General features: G+C 37.2%; 14 protein-coding genes. 7 read left to right on the top strand and 7 right to left on the bottom strand.

All coding sequences use genetic code 11. The features are described from left to right. Positions 1–92: 92 nt before the first annotated feature. The 4 genes from FLM54_RS18635 to FLM54_RS18620 all read right to left on the bottom strand — a co-directional run bounded on the left by FLM54_RS18635 (position 93) and on the right by FLM54_RS18620 (position 5010). Positions 93–284 (bottom strand): DUF3185 family protein, encoded by a 192-nt coding sequence (locus FLM54_RS18635; protein ID WP_138621833.1) that lies wholly within the window; start codon positions 282–284, stop codon positions 93–95. A 49-nt stretch (positions 285–333) separates the two neighbouring features. Beyond that, the gene (locus tag FLM54_RS18630; RefSeq protein ID WP_138621835.1) at positions 334–2358 is read right to left on the bottom strand and encodes an ATP-binding protein; all 2025 of its coding nucleotides are present in this window, start codon (positions 2356–2358) and stop codon (positions 334–336) included. Positions 2359–2563: 205 nt separating this feature from the next. Continuing rightward, on the bottom strand, positions 2564–3415 hold the full coding sequence (locus FLM54_RS18625; protein ID WP_138621837.1) for a patatin family protein: 852 nt from the start codon (positions 3413–3415) through the stop codon (positions 2564–2566). Positions 3416–3585: 170 nt separating this feature from the next. Then, positions 3586–5010 (bottom strand): diguanylate cyclase domain-containing protein, encoded by a 1425-nt coding sequence (locus tag FLM54_RS18620; RefSeq protein ID WP_138621839.1) that lies wholly within the window; start codon positions 5008–5010, stop codon positions 3586–3588. Positions 5011–5228: 218 nt separating this feature from the next. Here FLM54_RS18620 and FLM54_RS18615 point away from each other — a divergent pair, with 218 nt between their 5' ends. Next, the gene (locus FLM54_RS18615) at positions 5229–6122 is read left to right on the top strand and encodes a cation diffusion facilitator family transporter (protein WP_138606760.1); all 894 of its coding nucleotides are present in this window, start codon (positions 5229–5231) and stop codon (positions 6120–6122) included. Between the two features lie 42 nt (positions 6123–6164). Here FLM54_RS18615 and FLM54_RS18610 read toward each other — a convergent pair whose 3' ends face one another. Further along, entirely contained in the window at positions 6165–10664 is a 4500-nt protein-coding gene (locus FLM54_RS18610; protein ID WP_178957387.1) for an EAL domain-containing protein, read from the bottom strand. A 159-nt stretch (positions 10665–10823) separates the two neighbouring features. On the opposite strand from FLM54_RS18610, the gene FLM54_RS18605 reads away from it, so the two are divergent. The 3 genes from FLM54_RS18605 to FLM54_RS18595 all read left to right on the top strand — a co-directional run bounded on the left by FLM54_RS18605 (position 10824) and on the right by FLM54_RS18595 (position 13483). After that, positions 10824–11378, top strand: a complete 555-nt coding sequence (locus tag FLM54_RS18605) for an isochorismatase family protein (RefSeq protein ID WP_138606764.1) — start codon at positions 10824–10826, stop codon at positions 11376–11378. Positions 11379–11508: 130 nt separating this feature from the next. Next, on the top strand, positions 11509–12975 hold the full coding sequence (locus FLM54_RS18600; RefSeq protein WP_138606766.1) for a methyl-accepting chemotaxis protein: 1467 nt from the start codon (positions 11509–11511) through the stop codon (positions 12973–12975). Next, positions 12959–13483: a DUF6436 domain-containing protein gene (locus FLM54_RS18595; RefSeq protein WP_178957385.1), complete on the top strand. Its 525-nt coding sequence runs from the start codon at positions 12959–12961 to the stop codon at positions 13481–13483. The genes FLM54_RS18600 and FLM54_RS18595 overlap by 17 nt, the downstream gene beginning before the upstream one ends. 93 nt (positions 13484–13576) lie before the next feature. Here FLM54_RS18595 and FLM54_RS18590 read toward each other — a convergent pair whose 3' ends face one another. Further along, a complete protein-coding gene (locus tag FLM54_RS18590) occupies positions 13577–14137 on the bottom strand; it encodes a TMEM165/GDT1 family protein (RefSeq protein WP_178957383.1) in 561 nt (186 codons plus the stop codon). 364 nt (positions 14138–14501) lie between these two features. Here FLM54_RS18590 and FLM54_RS18585 point away from each other — a divergent pair, with 364 nt between their 5' ends. Beyond that, on the top strand, positions 14502–14813 hold the full coding sequence (locus tag FLM54_RS18585; RefSeq protein WP_178957381.1) for a hypothetical protein: 312 nt from the start codon (positions 14502–14504) through the stop codon (positions 14811–14813). Between the two features lie 94 nt (positions 14814–14907). Here the strand turns inward: FLM54_RS18585 and FLM54_RS18580 are convergent, their stop codons facing one another. After that, positions 14908–16533, bottom strand: coding sequence for a methyl-accepting chemotaxis protein (locus FLM54_RS18580; protein ID WP_178957379.1), 1626 nt, complete (start codon positions 16531–16533; stop codon positions 14908–14910). Between the two features lie 493 nt (positions 16534–17026). Here FLM54_RS18580 and FLM54_RS18575 point away from each other — a divergent pair, with 493 nt between their 5' ends. Beyond that, positions 17027–17788, top strand: coding sequence for a metalloregulator ArsR/SmtB family transcription factor (locus FLM54_RS18575; RefSeq protein ID WP_036983845.1), 762 nt, complete (start codon positions 17027–17029; stop codon positions 17786–17788). A gap of 11 nt (positions 17789–17799) precedes the next feature. Continuing rightward, positions 17800–18822: an ACR3 family arsenite efflux transporter gene (gene arsB, locus FLM54_RS18570; RefSeq protein ID WP_178957377.1), complete on the top strand. Its 1023-nt coding sequence runs from the start codon at positions 17800–17802 to the stop codon at positions 18820–18822.

Genomic DNA, 18822 nt, shown 5'->3' with positions numbered 1-18822 from the left:
GTGTTTTAGCGTAAGCCTCTTGATAAAACAGCTCTCACCCATAGCTGTTTGTTCACCCAAGCCGCCCTCTCCAAAGGCGGCTTTTTTGTGTGCTATTTAAGTCGGGTAAGGCCTACTAAAATACAAACTGCGCCACCAATAAAGCCAAGCCATGCTTCTGCTGGGGTTTCGCCATTGAATGCACGAGTAACTTGTGAAGCTGCAGAATCGTAAACATCATAACCCCACATACCAAGTGCTACGCCAATAACAATAAGTACAATACCAATGATTTTATTTGTCATAATGATCCTTTGTGTTTTTAGTGCTAGTTAATCTGGGCGACACTCGTTGTTATAATGTGGCTACGCCCAGTCTTTTTAGTGTATTTGTAATTGCTTCTTCTATCGCTGGCAGTTTAAACGGTTTGGCTATAAACATATCCATGCCTGCTTGCTTACAGTTTAGTTTATCTTGTGAGGATGCATTAGCAGTTAACGCCACAATATAAGTTTCTTGCGAGTCACAGATACCTTGTGCCTTTAGTTGCTTGGTGGCTTCAAAACCATCCATGATAGGCATAATGCAATCCATAAAAATAAGGTCAAAATGCTTTTGTTTGCATTTTAACAGGGCATCTTGGCCGTCAATAGCAAAGTCTGATTTTATATTAAATTTATCCAGTGCAGATTCTAATACCAGGCGATTTATTTCGTTATCATCAACCACCAAAACCGAGAGCTGATTACTATGGTTATTAATAAATTTAAGGCTAGGTTTTTGTGTTTGTTGTTTACCAAGCTCAATTGGGATAGTTAAGGTAAAACACGTGCCCACGTTAACCTCACTGGTTACCTCAATTTTACCATTCATAAAACCAACGAGCTCTTTAACTATGGCTAAGCCTAACCCGGTGCCACCTTTATTGTTGTTAGCATCAACCTCTTGGGTAAAGGGCTTAAATAATGAGTTTAAATATGCTTTACTCATGCCGCGACCCGTGTCGGTTATTTTAATTGTAAGTAAAGGGCGCTTTGTATTTAATGCTAACTGTGAATCGAGAGAAACAGAACCATGCTCTGTAAATTTTAATGCGTTACTCAGTAAATTAGAGATAATTTGGCTTAATCGAGAAGTGTCGCAGTATACCCAAACATCATTAGGAATGAGGTTAGTGGCTCGTAGTTCAATGTTTTTATTGCTAAACAATACCGAATACAAAGAAACCAAATCGGTAAATACCGTTTTAAGTAGGGAGTGATGAGGCTCCAGTTTTAATTCACCATGATTTATTTTTGAAAAATCGAGTACTTCATTAATAATATTCAATAAAATATCAGCACTTCGAAGGGCGACTTTAATTTTTTCCGCCCGCTTGTCATAATCGTGTTCATCTATGAGTGTCGCTAACATACCCGTAATGCCATTTAGCGGAGTGCGTAGCTCATGACTGATTTTTGCAAACAGCATACTTCTATCTTTGAGTAATTGTTCAGCGAGCGCTTTTTTTTGTTTTAACTCTTCGCGTAACTTTACGGCTTCAGTTATATCTTGAAAAGTACCAAATAACCGCACACATTGGCCGTTGTTAAACTCGGCCTCACCAAAGGTAGAAACCCAAATGTTTTGTTGTTTAGCGGTAATTATTTCCAGCTCTAAATGCCATTTTTCACCCTTAGATACCGCATTTTCTACCGCTTTATTAATACTATTGCGGCTTTTTCCTGCTTTATAAAACTCGATAGCGGTATTCATATCAGGAGTAAAGCCTTCTTCGGCTTGATGAATGCGCCGAGTTTGTTGGCTCCAAAAAATAGTATTTTCTATTAAGTCGACTTCCCATGTACCTATATTTGCCACGCTTTCAAGCTTTAATAAAGTGTCACTATTTTTAGTGAGATTGGCTTTATCCTGATTGCGCGCAAATTCCGAGCCTAACCACTGCGCTAATAATTCAATATAATCATAGGCTTCATCGCTAAAAGGAGCGCATTCTTGAGCTGATGAAAAGTTAACGGTACCAAACACGTCTGTGCCTATTCGTATAGGCGCACCAATGTACGCTTCTAATTGGAAGTTAATGTAGCATGGATGATTTGCAATACTACTTTGCGACGCATTATGAAATGCGAGTGCAGAGTTGGCCGACAAGGTATGCGTGCAATAGGTGCCGTTTAACTCAAACTCAGTGCCAATAGCAAGAGAATTGTCAGGGGTGATGGCATGTAAAACAATGTAAGAATCATTTTTTACACGGCTGATAATAGCTAAGTCGAGTTGAAAAACATCGAGCCCAAAAGCAAGTAAGTCTGCAATTTTTTGATCAAAGCTTAGCTGCTGATCTGAGACTATATTATGAAAGCATCGAAGAAAATTCACAAAAACCCTTAATTTATTTGGTGTGTACACAAAATTTAATGCAAAAAACACGCCTAAATTTAATCTGTTTTTTGCAATACGATGGCGAACACATCGTTCTTTATTACATTACCCCGTTGGTTTAAAAATTAATAGCTGGAGTAAGCTGTAAATTCAAAGGTTATATCAATGTATACTTCTTATAGGTTGATTTTATAGCTTATGATCATTCCTTAGCAAATCGAGAGTTATTCAAGTAGGTTTTAGCTTCACTTATGCCCATTTGATAGCCTGAATTGAGTATAGCCCGATTTTTAGTGGTGCGACCGACTTTAAACCCCATTGGAGGTGCGATAATATTTACTTTACAATCAGGTGGAGCATTATGCAAAAAATCAATACTGTCATTATAGTTTTTAGAACGCTGAATAGTGGCCTGTGCAAGTGCAGGAGTATCTTTATAGAGTTGTTTAGTTAACCACGGTACTTTGTTATCTTTTTTACGATAGCCTAAAGGTTGAGAAAGGATAACCGTTATTTCTGATGCCCCCATTTCATAAGCTTTTTTTACCGGAATAGAGTCGGCAACGCCACCATCGGTCATGGCCATGCCATTTATTTTTGGATAATCCCGATAAGCTATGGGTATAGCGCAAGAGGCTTTTAATTGCTCTACCATTTCGCTGCCTGTTGCTTGTAAATAATGAGCTTGCCCAGACTCGATTGCCGTTGCAACAATATAAAAGTCGTGAGGGGATTGAGAGAATTCGTCGGTATTTAAAGGAATTTCACGTATGGTCTCTTGCCAAAGCCAGTCCAAATCAAACAAATGGCCGCCTTTAACAAATCGGGAAAGGTTAATAAATTCAGGCCTACAGGAATAATCAGTAATCACTTTGTAGTTTCGAGTTGCTTGCTTACATAGATAAGCCGCGACGTTCGTTGCTCCAGCAGATACACCAAAATAGCTGGTAAAAGGTTGATATTGTTGTGCTAAAAACTCATCTAGCACGCCAGCTGCAAAAATACCGCGCATGGCACCACCCTCTACCACTAATGTATGTTGGCTATTGCTCATGTTAACTTCCTTCCTTTGACAATACACTTATGCTACCAAGTGTGCTCAAACTGTGCGAGCAACTTTTTGCTTTGATTCGGGACTTGTTTTAATTATTAGTTAGGATAAGAAAATATCAAAGGTTGCAGGGAATAGAAGCGATAACTTGTTTTTAAAAATTAATATATACGTTATTCAAAAGAACATATTTGATCTCTGCCTGCTTTTTTAGCTTTGTATAAAGCAATGTCGGCATTTTTTATTATCGTTTGCATATTAGTATTAGCGTTTGGGTAAGTGGTAAAATACCCAAAGCTCATTGTGATATGAGGAGTAACAGAAGAAAATTCATGGGGAATATTTAACGCTTTAATTTTTTGCTGTATCAGTACAGTAAACTTTTGGCATTGTTCTTTATTAGAGGCCGGCAAAATAATTGTAAATTCTTCGCCTCCATACCGAGCTACTATATCACCCTCACGTTTACATACGCTTTTTAAAGCGCGCGCCACTTGTTTTAATGTGTCATCACCTTTTTGGTGACCATAGTTATCGTTATAGCGTTTAAAGAAATCGATGTCACACATAATCAAACTAATAGGCTGATTATGTCTTGCACAACGCTTAATTTCACTGTTGAGAGTGCTATCGAAAAAGCGACGGTTTGCAATATCAGTAAGTGCATCGGTATTCGCTAATTTATTGAGCTTAGTGTTGGCGTTAATTAATTGCTGTTGGGTTAACTGCAGCTTTTTTTTATAGTTAATATTCTTGAGGGCATTATTGATGATTTCACCTACGAGCTTTATTCTAATCAAATCAATTTTGCTCCAATTGCGCTTAGTTTTAACGCAATCACAGCCGATGAAGCCTACCAGTTCCTCATCGAAACGAAGGCCTATGCATAAAACCGACTGAATGCTTTGCTCTTTAAACTCTGCTTTTTCAGCGTCAGCTTTAGTAGGTAATAGCTCAATATCATTTACTTGAAATAGATGGTTCTCATTCATCACTTCAAAAAAATAGGGGAGTTCAACCTTTGGTATGTTTTGCAGTCTGTCTTTGCAAGCAACAATACCCTTATTAACCCATTCGTGAGTATTAGTGATAGTTTCATTGTCAGTGTTAAATTCAAATAAATAACTACGGTCAGCCTTTAATACGGTGCCAATGGCTTTGAGGGCAAAGTTAATTTGTTGGTCTATATTATCGTTTTGTATATCAATAAGTTTGGTAGAGATTTTAGAGATAATATGATCAAAGTTGTATTGCTCTGTGAGTGTATGATTTTGCTCTAAAGTGAGCATAGATATAGAGCCATCAATTATAGAATGATCAATATTTAACAGTTGTAAAGTGGATTCAGAATCTAATAAAACGGTTGTTATATTAGAAGAAAATAATTGCTCAATACTGACAACTTCATCATTACTAAAGTCGCGCAGCACAACATTGCTAAAAGCACCTTTTTTAACAGCACTTTCATCCTCTATTTTGAGTAACGTTTTGGCATGCTGATTTAATGTGTAGTTTTGGTTTTTATCATCATAAACAATCACGGCTAAATTAATAAGATTAAAAACCTGCCAAATTGTTTTGTCTGAGTCATGACTCACTGATTTCTCCGCAATTATACAGGCAGAACTCGCCAAATCTTTTAATTATTAATAATATATGTCTCTTTATATTTAGTACAGTTCTTTGCATTTTACTAAGTTTTTAGTGCGTTTAATTGGTCTTCGTATTACAATTGTGACTGTATATCATTTCGCACTTTCTAATTTGCTTTATTTCATTAGCTTACTTTGTTTTCAGTAAAGGCCTTTTATATTTCATGACAGAAATAACTACACATCACGCCTCCCGTCGCCGTCTATTAATTGCACTTGCAATTACCTGTTCGTTTATGGTGATTCAGCTTATAGGTGCTTATTATGCTAATTCACTGGCTGTTCTTGCTGATGCCGGTCACTTATTTGTTCATAACAGCTCACTATTTATAGCACTTATTGCCTCAAGCTTTGCTATTCATTTGGCTAAAACTTATAACGACGGCCATCAAAAAGCTGAATTAATCGGCGGTCTGATCAACGGCATTTTATATCTTACTATCAGTTTACTTATTTTATTTGAGGGAGCTGAGCGCTTTTTGGACCACAAAGGTGGACATGAGCTGATCATAAATAGTTATTTAATGTCGGTGATTGCAGCTATCGGTTTTTTATTTCATGGTGCGGCAGCGTGGGTATTATATAAAGGTCGTAAAGCCAGTATTAATGTGTATGCGGTATTTTTACATTCGTTTTTTGATTTAATCTCGACTGTTTCCACTTTTGTTGCCGGTGTTCTTATTTATATTACAGGCTGGAATGTGATTGATATTTTATCGAGTATGTTAATTGCATCATTTGTACTGTTTACGGGAATTAAGGTGATAATTAGTTGCATTAAAGGGCTACGCTCAAATAAAGCAAAGTTGCCAGAAGTCCAAGATATCGAAACAGAAATAACCAGTATGGAGCATGTTGCAAATGTGCATAACGTTACCGTTGTTCGTAAAAATAAAAAAGTGATAGTAGGTGCTCACGTAGTGTTAAAGCAACATTGCACTATAGAAAAGCATGATGAAGAATGTCGTTTAAAAGTAATCAAACTACTTGCAGATAAATTTAATGTTCGTAACAGTGTGCTACAAATCGAAAGCTATGAATGCAAGCACATCCATTAAAAAGTTTAACCTAAAAGCGACTTGGTTAAGTCGCTTTTAGGTTTAGATTAAATCAATAATCTTCTCAAAGCATGCAGGGCTCATTAAATCGCTGGCACTCATAGGGCGAGCAAAATAGTAACCCTGAAGTTTATAGCAACCTATGTTTGTTAAAAAGTCTAGTTGCTCCCGCGTCTCTACCCCTTCAGCAATACAATATAACTCTAAGTTTTCAGCAAGCGAGTAAATAGTTTTAATAATCGACTCGTCACCTTTGTCTGTGCCAATACTGTTAACAAAGCTTTGGTCAATTTTTATTACATTAATTGGAAATTGGCTCAAATAAGTGAGTGATGAATAGCCAGTACCAAAATCATCAAGAAATAGTTTAAACCCTGCAGCTTGAAGGCTTTTAAGTTGTTTTGCTGCTTTGTACTTATCTTCTAACAGCGTGTTTTCTGTGATTTCTAGGCGTATTTGCTGTGGTTTAATACTGGCTTTCTCAAGTATAGCGCTCAGTCGCTCGGTTATATTGGCCTTTAAAATATGTTTTGGTGATACATTTAACGAAATATAAAACAGTGGGTTTACGCTAAGGATAGGCGCAAGCTCTGTGATTGCACGTTGCAATGCTTGCTCAGTAAGCATATCAATTAGGCCAGTTTCTTCTGCCACCGGTATAAATAAAGCCGGAGAGATAAGTTTTCCTTGGTTTTCCCAACGCATCAATAACTCAACGCCACTTATTGTTTTATCTTTTGTATTAACCACGGGTTGGTAATGATTAAATAATTGGTTATCTTTTGCGGCATCTTTTAAGTCATTTTCAAGAATAAGTTTTTGTTTAATTTGCTCATTCATTTTTTCATTAAAAAACTGAAATCCATTTCGACCTGCTTGTTTTGCATGCATCATAGCGATATCTGCATTGCGGATCAAAGCATCAGTTGAGCATGCATCATGGGGATATAAGGCAATACCAATACTGGCAGATATATTAATAGAAAAGTCTTCAATAATAACTTTGCTTGCGAGCTCATTACTCATTTCGTTAAGCGTGTGTTGCAGAGAAGACATAGAAGTAATGTTCTCGATTAAGACTAAAAACTCATCACCACTTTGGCGTCCAAAAGTCGCGTGGTCACCTAGGTATAAGGCAACTCGTTCAGTAATGTTACACAGTAACTTGTCGCCTACTGCATGCCCAAACGAATCATTCACAGGTTTGAATTTATCTAAATCTATAAATATAACCGCACATTGCAAGTCGTTTTTAGCGGCCTTTGTGATGGCATTTTCAATTTTTTGATTCATTAAGCTACGATTAGGTAGCCCGGTTAACGCATCATAGTTGGCCAAATAACGTAACTCATTTTCAGCACGTTTTTGCTCGGTTAAGTCTGTAATTACAATTACATAATAACCAACTTTACCTTCTTCATTAGCGACTGCAGTGGCACTTATATGAATAGGGTGTTGCTGTGCTTTTGTAGTATTAACATAGGCATTTGTTCGCCAATTTTCTTTGGGTTGCAGTGCCTTTAACGTGGTTGCAAATTCTTTGCATTTAGTTTGACCAATCGCTTTTATAAATAGCTCAGTAGTAACAGCTCCCTCTTCACCATCATCAGAGAATACCTCCATAAAGCTATTATTAGCTGAGAAAGGTACAAGGTTTTCATCTAGAATAAGTAAAAAGTCATTGATCTGGCTAAAAGCTTCGCCAAGTATTTTAGCTTGCTGTTCGTTTGCTAACTGCTCGGTAATATTAGTAAAAATACCAGATACATATTCAGGCTTTTTGCTGTCTTGATTATAAATAATTTGCCCAAGGTCATGAAACCATAACCAATGACCATCTTTGTGCCGTAATCGGTAAGTCGCTTGCCAGTCTTGTGGTTGAGTTTGTTTTATAAATGCATCCCACTTACTTTGTATTCTGCGGCGCTCATCAGGATGCATAATATTAAAAAGTCTGCTTATATCAATACGTTTCGATATATTCTCGTAACCTAATTCAGTTCCTCTGGCTGTATTAACAGTATTGTCTATAAAACTGTAGTTCCAAACGCCACTCTTGTTACTCTTTAATGCTAATTCAGTTTGAGCTTTAGAGTGAATAGCTGCACGGTGGGCGCGTTCAATCGCCATTTTACGGCTACGGTATTGCCAAAAAAATAAAAACAGAATTATGGTCACTGCGAGGAAATAGCATGCGTAGGCAATAGGAGACTGCCAAGGAGCATATGCAACACTAAACTTAAGCACTACGGGCTCGCTGGTAATAACCCCATTTCGTTGTTGTGTGGACACTGATAGCTCATAATCACCTGGTTGTAATTTAGTAAAAAACACCTGATTAGATTTTAAGTCGTTATAACTTAAAGATGACGGACCATTCAGCTCTACTTTGTAGTAGGTTTTACCTATATTGTTATAATCAAAATTAGAAAATCTAACCGTCAACCCCATATCATCATGATTTAGTTTTAACGGTTCATTACGGTATTTTTCAGGCGAGTAGTTGAGCGTCTCTGAAAACAAATTAATATTTGTGATCGCTAATTTACTTTGGGTGTTTTTTTGGCCACTTTTAAATTGATAAGGGTCAAACTGCAGTACACCGCTACGATTACCGAACACGAGCTCATTATTTTGTAATTTTAGTGCAGCAATTGCAGTAAAGTGGTTGTTGCTTAAACCGTCTTTTATTGTATAGGTGGTTATGTTTAACGTATTTAAATTAAGTCGATATAGCCCATTATCGGAACTAACCCATAAAAAATCATTATCATCAGCAATAAGTTCGAAAATAGAGTTAGTGTTTAATGAATTGTTTTTATCAAAAGTATGAACTTGCTCGTAAGTTTTAGTGTTAACGGCAATTAAGCCCTCTTGTGTGGTTGCTAACCAAAGTAATTCACGTTTTGAATCTAAGTAATAGTTTTCTACGGTATGAAAAAGATTATTTTTTGCTGTTTTAGATTTAAAAATAGTAGTTAAAGTGCCCGTTGCTTCATTATATCGATAAAGCGAGTCAGATGTACTTAATAGCAATTCATCGGGGTAAGCTTTTGAAGGGGTATGAAATGCGTATGCCTGTAAAGGAGATATTTGCTCTTTTAGACCTTTTATAACTCTATTTTCACCAGAGTAACCGTCAAAAATATAGAAGTTATCATTATTAATATAAGCAAATGTATTGGGTGCTACCTGTGCAAGGCCAAATAAATAGTCAGTGTTTAGATTATGCTCGGTAATAAATTTGTTTTGTTCAAATGCGCCTGTTTCTTTGTTAAAAAGCTCAAGCCCAAAAAAAGTCACTAACCAAAGGTAGTTGTTGCCTATACTTTTGGCAGAGTAAATATCTCCGATAGCAGATAAACCATAAGCTGCTTTCTTATCTTTAGATTGTAAAAATAAATCACTCGTTTTTGTTTTTGAGTTATAACGAACAAGCCCGTCGTCAGTGCCTATCCAGAGCAGTTGCGGTGTATCTTGATATATAACATTTACAATATTATTTTCAGGTAGGGTGATTTTTTTGAATTTCTTTGTTTGTGCGGCCCATGTTAATACACCATGAGTTCTTGAACCAAGCCACAACAAACCAGATTCATCAAACATAATATCGTTGATTGTGTTTTCAGTAATGTTGTAGCTACTATCTTTAAAATTTAAAATATGAGTGAGCTCTGAGGTTGCTCTGTCAAACTCAAATAAACCACTTTCTGTAGCAATAAATTCGCCATAGGGTGTGTTTACATAATCCCAAATATTATAATCACTAATAAGTGTTGATAATGCTGTAGGATCTATATGTTTATTTTCATCAAAAGCAATCCGATACATTCCTTCAACCGTACCAACGAACAATCCAAGTTTCTCGTCTATAGATAGAAATTTTACGTTGTTACCATCATTAGTAACTTTTTTCGTGTCGTTAAGTTTTATTTGTTGGCGTTCGCTACTTTCAGAGTTATAAGTGTATAGGCCCTGATCGGAACCAATATATAAGGTGTTTTGGTAAAGTGACAACGCACGGATAAACATATTTTCATTGGGCAAAGATATGACAAGAGATAACTTTTTTGTTTTTTTATCAAACCGATATACGTGCGCATCAATAGAAAAATAAAAATGTGTAAGTTGCTCAGCAACTGCAACAACCGGAGAGTATTTTTCTTCATTTTGATTCAAATGACCTGAATATATTTGTTCAGCATTTAATGTGTTTGGGTCAATTAAATAACTTCCAGCGAGCTGTGTGCTAACTAATAATTTACCGTTATTAGCTTTGTAGATATTAACTATATAATTATTTTTTAAACCTGTAGGGCTTTCGTAAAGGGTAACCTGGTAACCGTCGAACCGAAACAGGCCTTGTGTAGTGGCTACCCACACATAACCAATATCATCTTGTACAGATTTTACTACAAAGCTTTGCGAAAGTTGTTCATTGATAGAAATACGTTGTAGTTGTTCAGAGTAAGTTTGTGAAGCAAAGCTCTGTTGCATCCAAACTAATAAAAATATGTAAACAACGAAGAAAAACTTACTCAAAAGCACTTACCCTTTTTGGCCGACAAGGTTGGTATTTAGTATTGGTGTAATATAGCATGAGTTTAATTTAAAAATTACAAAAAGCACCATAGGTGTGAATTAATTGTTGCTTTTTTGTGGGTGTTAAAAGTCAGTTTAGCAAAAGTCAAAGGACTCCATATGAATTTTAGAGAAAATATTAACTCAGAGCACAGCGTGCTTTTAGTCATCGATTTGCAAAGCAAACTGGCTCCGGCCATCGCTTCATTTAATACGACTCTAGAGTGTGCTTTACAACTTGCAAATGCAAGTGCTATTCATCAAATTCCTTCAATAATTACAGAGCATTATAAAAAAGGGCTAGGTGAAAGTGATGAGAAAATAAAGCAAGCTTTACCTAGCGCGCAGTATATTGAAAAAATAAGCTTTAGTGCCTGCGCCGAAGAGGGGTTCTTAGATACTATTTCGCTATTGCAGCGCCCTCATGTAGTAGTTACTGGTACAGAGGCGCATGTTTGTGTATTACAAACTTGTTTAGATTTACTACAACATGGTTATGCAGTGACTGTTGCTACAGATGCAATAGCCTCAAGAAATGCAGAGCACAAAGCCATTGCAGTTGAGCAGCTTCGTCAAGCAGGAGCAGTAATATCATGTGCTGAAACAATAATATTCCAATGGACAAAAAAAGCAGGGACGTCTACTTTTAAACAAATACTATCAATTGTTAAGTAGCGCACTAAAAAATTTTAAATCAACCTAATTGATAATGTTCGGCTTGATTTAAAATAAAAAATTGCCAGTTGTTAAGGGCTATACTAACAACTAGCGTGTTTAATTTATTACAAAATTAATTAAGGTTTTTATGTCTAGTGTGAGTCGATTGTTTACAATCATATTCTGTTTTTTGTTTGTCGAATCTGTTGGTATCGGCCTTTATTTCGATACACTAACAGAGGCGTTTCTGGTCGGCTTGCCCTTGTGCTTGCTTCCTATTTGGTTATTAAAAACCCAACCCGAAAGTAAAGTTACACCTCATGTTGTTGCTGCTGCAATCATGATGTTTTCATTTTTGCATATTCAGCAAGCGTATGGGCTTATTGAGGTCCATTTCGAAATATTTATTTTCCTAGCCATGCTGATAATGTTTGTTGAATGGCGAGTGTTTATTACGGCTATTGTGTTTGTTGCTATTCATCATTTATCTTTTTACTATTTACAAACGCAAAATACTGGGTTTTATGTTTTCGACCCTGATCGTTTAGCTTTTTCAACTGTGCTTATTCACGCTGCCTATGCCATAGTTGAAGCGCTTGTTGCTGGCTTTATTGCAGTGACATTAAAGCGTGAACGCCAAGCTGGTTTGTCGTTAAGTCATACCACAGAGCAAATAATGCAAGACCCAAATCAAATAAAACTTTCAATGCGAGCAGATGATACAGATAGCAGTGCAGTGGTAGGTTTTAACACGCTACTAGAATACTTGTCGGATGTTATTAAGCAGGTGCAAACGCAATCTGATTCATTAAAAAATAACTCCCAAGAGTTAATAAATGTCCATGATGAGCTGGCAGACAGTGCTAAGCACCGAAATACACAAACTGATGATATAGCTAATTCAGGTTCACAAGTTGCTCATGGTTTTAAACTGGTTGAGCAAGAAAGCAATATTTTAAAGCAGCAAGTGAGCAACATTACCGACTCTGCCCATGTTGCTTTACAAGAAGTGTTACAAACAGACAGTAAGAGTAAAGAGTTGCTCACGTTATTAACTAATACCGAAGAGCAATTAAGTCATTTAGTGGCTGCTGGAGATGTAATTACAAGCTTATTGAATGAGATATCAGGTATAGCTGATCAAACTAATTTGCTAGCGTTAAATGCTGCAATTGAAGCTGCTAGAGCCGGTGAGCATGGTCGTGGTTTTGCTGTAGTTGCAGATGAGGTTCGTTCTTTAGCGAATAACAGCCAGAAAACAACAGCTAAAATAGCATCTACATTAACAGATTTAGTGGATAACAGCCGTACTTCAACACAATCCATGAATCAGTGTGTTGAGTTTGTTGTAGATCTTACGAAAATTAGTGCCACCATGAAAGAGAATATCTCTTCCATGAGCGAGCAAATACAGGCCGTATCCACAAGTTCTGACTCAGTTGCGCAAGTAGTTGCTGAACAGGCTGGCAATACTGAGCAGATTGCAACAAGCACAGATCAAATGCGTCAACGCCAATATGAAGACGGAAAAATTGTTGATCAACTTACCGCTAAGGTACAAATGATTGATGTCAGTATCGATGTATTAGAGCAAAGTATTGCAAAATTTAACTAATAAGCGCTATTTTACTTTTACATTGATTGGTGTGTGGTTTGTGGTTGTTGTGTCGGGCTTAGTGTATTTTCAACTTGGTCAATTAAAGCCTTTTGATGAGAATAAAATGCTTGAGCGCCGTAACTGGTTTTCGCAATTTAAAGAACACGTTGTTTGGCAAAACAAAGATAGTGCGCAACTACTTATTATCACTGAAGATAATTGTGGCTGTACCATACAAGCTAAACCGCACTTATCAGCCTTACAGCGCTTTGCGAAAAATCAGGGCGTTGAGGTTCAAACATTTAAACTCAATAGCCAACTAAAGTCAGTGGTTCCGGCAACGCCAGCCGCAGTGTTAATTGATAAAAATGGTGAGTTTGTTTATGCAGGACCTTTATCAGAAGGGTTGGCTTGTTCACAAGGTAGCGGGTTTGTAGAGACCGTGATAAGCAATTTACAGGCTGGTTTTAACTCATCTTTGTTAATTGCCAACACAAAAGGGTGCTATTGCATTAACCGAGCATAAAAGAAGCTCGTTTTTATTCTACGATAACTGCTTATACTTCCTTGAACCGCCTACCTACTTTAGGTAAGCGGTTTTTTGTTGTAGGTTACTTAATCACACCATGGTTATTAAGCCATAAACACCTAGTAATACAAATACAGTGGCGGCAATAGCTCTTACTGTGTTTAATGGAATTCTTTTTAGTAACGTCTTACCGGCATAAATAACGGGTATATTTGCGATCAGCATACCAAGAGTTGTACCAATTGTTACCCACAAAACGGATTGATATTGTGCACCCAATAATACAGTCGCTATTTGAGTTTTGTCGCCAATTTCAGCAATAAAAAATAAGATTAAGGCCACTAAAAATGCCCCATAACGATCGTACTTGTGGCTAACGTCTTCGTCTTTATCGGGAATAAGCAGCCATAAGCCAACAACAATAAAGCTTATATTGACTACCCAAGGTAAGTATTCAACAGCAAAATTACCACTTAACCAATCACCAAACCAGGCAGATAAACCATGATTGATTATAGTAGCGGCAAGAATACCTAAAATAAGCGCTATTTTATTATGAAAACGTGCCGCAAGTAATAGCGATAGAAGTTGAGTTTTATCGCCTATTTCGGCAAGGGCAACAGTGACGGTAGAGGTTAAAAAAATATCCATTAATATAATCTTCAGGCGGGAATATTAAACCAAGGCAAACAGCTATCTCCCGCCATGAGGATAGTGTCTACCTAGGTCTCGCCGATAACGCTTGCTACAACATTACAAACTTACCATGCACTTAAGGTGCAATTATGTTGATAAGTTTACTCATTACTGAGCGGGCTACTCCCCTAAGAGGAGGGCGATTATTCCACAAAGTTTAAAGCAGGTAAATATATGCGGGTAACTTTTAAATTTAATAGGTCTCTTTGTGGTGTTAGTGCACAAATAAACTTGCTTTGAGCTATCAAGTCAGCTGTAATAATAAACAGATGGAAGTTGAGCAATTTGAAATTATAGACATGTGTGAAGGGATTAAAATATGCAAGGAACAATCGTTAAATCAACAATGGCAACCATTCAAAATGGAGTTATGAAAGCGGACGGAAAGTTTTGGATCACGCAAACCGACTTAAATTTTGAACCTTTTAATGAAAAATTGGGGTTAGAACAATACACAATTGCCCGCGATACAATTTTAAAAGTGGTTGAATGTAAAGGCAAGGGCGCAGGCCTTGTGCCAATAACAGCTGATGCGATAGAGGTTTTCACGCAAGATGGCAGTTCGTATCAGTTTATACTCTCAAACCCCCATGATTGGATAAGTATATTATCTAATCAAACTCGCGCTTAAAATAACCAATATGCCATCATTTAATCATTTAAATGATGGCATATAAGGTTTTTATTTAAAGTATAAGCGCTAATATGCCTCAAAATTAAAGCACCTAAACTTTAAATACATTAACTTGTCCTTGTAGCATTGCCGCAAGCTGTGCGAGTTCTTGCGATGCTTGAGCATTTTGTTGTGAGCTTTCGCTAACCGAAGTAATACTAGAACTAAATTCATTAATATTGCTGCTTAGCTCATTTGCGACCATTTTTTGCTCCTGAGTTGCGGTTGATATTTGAGTATTCATATCTGCAATTTCGGTGACTTCTTGGTTAATTTCGCTGAGCACCTGTGAAGAAAAATTAGCGTGGTCAACACTTTCTTTAGCACTGCTTTCAGCGTTACTCATAGCACTAACTGCTTGCTGAGCCATACCTTGTAGTTTTGTGATCATTTCATTAATGCTAGCGGTTGCTTTTTGAGTGTTGTGGGCAAGTTGCCTTACTTCATCGGCTACAACGGCAAATCCACGACCAGAGTCTCCAGCTCTTGCTGCTTCAATGGCTGCATTTAAAGCTAACAAGTTTGTTTGCTCAGCCACACCTTGAATCATCATCACAACTTGGTTTATATCATTGGTTTGAGTATTTAGGTCTGCAATAAGCTGCGTATTTGTATTAACCAAAGTTGAAAGCGTATTTATTGACTCGATATTATCAGCAACAGCTTGTTGTCCTTGACCTGCCTTTATGTCGGCATTTGTTGCTTTGTCAGAGGTTACTTGAGCGTTTTGAGCAACTTGCTCTATTGCACTACTCATTTGGGTAATTGCAGTTGCAATCATAGCTGATTGTTGCTCTTGCTGGGTTGCTGTACTGGCTACTTGAATACTAATTGAGTTCATTTCTTCAGCTGCTGAAGCAAGTGTTAGTGTTGCTCCTGCCATATCTTTTACTAAATCTTGGATCCGAAGTAACATATCATTAAAGTTAGATGCGGTATCTGCAATTTCGTCTTTACCCTGAACCTTAGCACGAGCTGTTAAATCGGCATTGGTTGCAATATTCGTTATGGTATCGCGTAATGACATTAATGGATTTTGTATCGAGCAGTAAATAAAGTAGGCAACAATCAGTAATAGTAAAATCAATATTGCGATCGTGGCACTCATTATTAACTTTATTAATTTATAATTTTCATCAGCTTTGACTCTAAAGTCACTCGCTTCTTTAAGTTGTAAATCAATTAAAGCCTGGTAACTGGCACTAAGCGGATCAAAGAGTTCGTAAAGCTCATAAACAAATTTATTTTGTGGTAGTGATAAAAACTCACCATTATTAATGCTTACAATTAAATTATTCAAATGCATAAGCACAGGCTTTAGTTTCTTTTCAACGTTATCTACCAAGCGCTTTTCTTCAACTGTTAGCTTTGTGCTCAAGTAAGCTTTCCATTCATTATCAGCCGTATTTCTAGCATCATTAATATTTGCTAAGAGTTCTGACTTGGTAATAGAGTCAGCACGATACTTGTGAAGTAAATCAACAATATTTACGGCGTAATTATCTGACACATGCTTAATTTGCTTAAGTGGTACGACACGGTCGTCGTATAAACTATCAATCCCTGCTACTAACCTTCCCATTGTGTTTATTGAAAAAAACGATGTAATTAAAAAAATCATAATTGGCAGCAATGCAAGCACGGCTAAACGGGTACGCACAGAATAATTGTTTAACATAGTTATCCAAAATTACAGCAATAATAAAAAAGTATAATATGAATAAAAAATTTTACTGAATTTTTACAATAAAATATTTAGGTTTAATAATTCTTATGTTTTGATTGAAGTTCCGCTTAGCGCTGTGAGTTCAACCATTCTATGCAACATACAGCTTAAATCGTTCCGCAGGTGTTTCGTATTCTAGTATTTTTCGCGGACTCTCATTGCCAAGGTGATTGTGGAACGCATGGCTTCGCCACTTATTCGACCTACGTCAAAAGGTAGGTTGGTTAAGCCGAAGACGCCACCCAACAGAGTTTCTAAGCATCAATTTAATAATGGAAAACTAACTCTAAAAAGGCGTTCATTAAACTGTGATGAAAATAAATGATTGAGTAAAGACTGACAGTATCGTTCAAACAATATTCCTATTTATTTCTTTTTCAACGATTACTATTGCACCTTCCGCATAACAAATTTATTATATAACAAATTTGTTATGCGAGTGGTTATGAAAGTTCTATTTTTGTGCACTGAAAACTCGGCGAGATCTATCATGGCCGAGGCGTTGTTAAAACATCATGGTAAAGGTGAGTACGAGGTTTACAGCGCTGGTACTGAGCCAAATAATGTGGACAGTCGAACGCTGTCAGCTATTGAACACTTTGGGTTGCGTACCGATGGTTTACGCTCAAAACACCTTGATGAAGTTAGCAATATCCATTTTGATTTTGTTATTACCCTGTGTGATAAAGCGGCAAAAGAGTGCGATAGTCGAGTTAATGGCACCAATTGCCTTGCGTGGGATTTTCCTGAACCTCGTTCCCGCAAAGAAGCCAATCCGTTTGAAAAAACACTACAAGAGCTAAATGAACGGCTCAAAATGTTTTTGCTAACAAAAGAAAAGCAAAAACTAGCGCCAATCACACCAACTACTTTTTACAAAGCGCTAGCTGATGATATTCGTTTGAAGAGTCTATTAATTATTGCTGTTGAAGGTGAAGCATGTGTTTGTGAGCTAATGACTGCTTTGAGTGAAGAGAGCCAACCTAAAGTTTCTCGTCACTTAGCACAACTTAGAAAAACGGGCATTTTATCCGATAGAAAACACCAGCAATGGGTTTTTTATTCGATCAATCCAACACTACCAGAGTGGATGAAGCAAACTATTACATCAACGGTAGTGAATGATCCCATTTTCATTGAACAAGAGCTAGCCAGATTAAATGCGATGGGTGATCGTCCCACGCGTGTAGCAAGCTGCTGTAACTAGGGAGTATTATTATGGGAATTTTTGAACGCTATTTATCTGTTTGGGTCGCTATATCAATTGCTGCTGGTGTCTCATTAGGGGTTATTTACCCGCCGCTTTTTGAAGCAATCGCAGAGCTCGAAGTGGCGCATGTTAATATCGTCGTTGCCATCTTCATTTGGGTAATGATCTACCCCATGATGGTACAAATAGATTTCTCAACAATTAAAGAGGTGGGTAAAAATCCACAAGGACTGGTGTTAACTTTAGTGATTAACTGGCTTATCAAACCATTTTCTATGGCTGCATTGGGTTGGCTTTTCTTTGAAGGATTGTTTGCAGATTTTGTTTCACCAGAAACTGCACAAGAATATATCGCAGGAATGATTTTACTTGGCGTAGCGCCATGTACGGCAATGGTATTTGTCTGGTCGCAATTAACTAAAGGTGATGCAAACTACACGTTAGTTCAAGTGTCGGTTAACGACATTATCATGATTTTTGCATTCGCCCCACTTGCCGGATTACTGCTGGGGGTATCGGATATTCATGTGCCGTGGGGAACTTTGTTCACCTCGGTTGTGTTGTACGTATTACTGCCTTTAATTGCAGGGATATTGACCAGAAAGCACTTAAATGCCTCAGGTCGCGATGAAACAACTATTACAGCCTTGTTAGAAAAGTTAAAACCATTTTCTGTCATTGGTTTATTAGCCACAGTTATGCTGTTGTTCGGCTTTCAAGCTAACACTATTTTAGACCAACCACTCAATATTTTGTTAATCGCTATTCCGCTGGTTATTCAAACGTATGGCATTTTCATCATTGCCTATTTTATTGCGCTAAAAATCAAGCTTAAACATAACATTGCAGCTCCATCGTGCTTAATTGGTACATCAAATTTCTTTGAGTTGGCTGTAGCTGTAGCGATTTCTCTTTTTGGCTTGCATTCAGGTGCAGCGCTAGCAACCGTGGTTGGTGTACTTGTAGAGGTGCCTGTGATGCTATCTCTCGTAGCGATTGTAAACAGAACAAAACATTGGTTTAACGAATAA

The organism is Pseudoalteromonas sp. Scap25 (assembly GCF_013394125.1).
Lineage (GTDB): Bacteria > Pseudomonadota > Gammaproteobacteria > Enterobacterales > Alteromonadaceae > Pseudoalteromonas.
The sequence above is the reverse complement of the archived record's forward strand: the minus strand, read 5'-3'. Positions and strand labels throughout refer to the sequence as shown.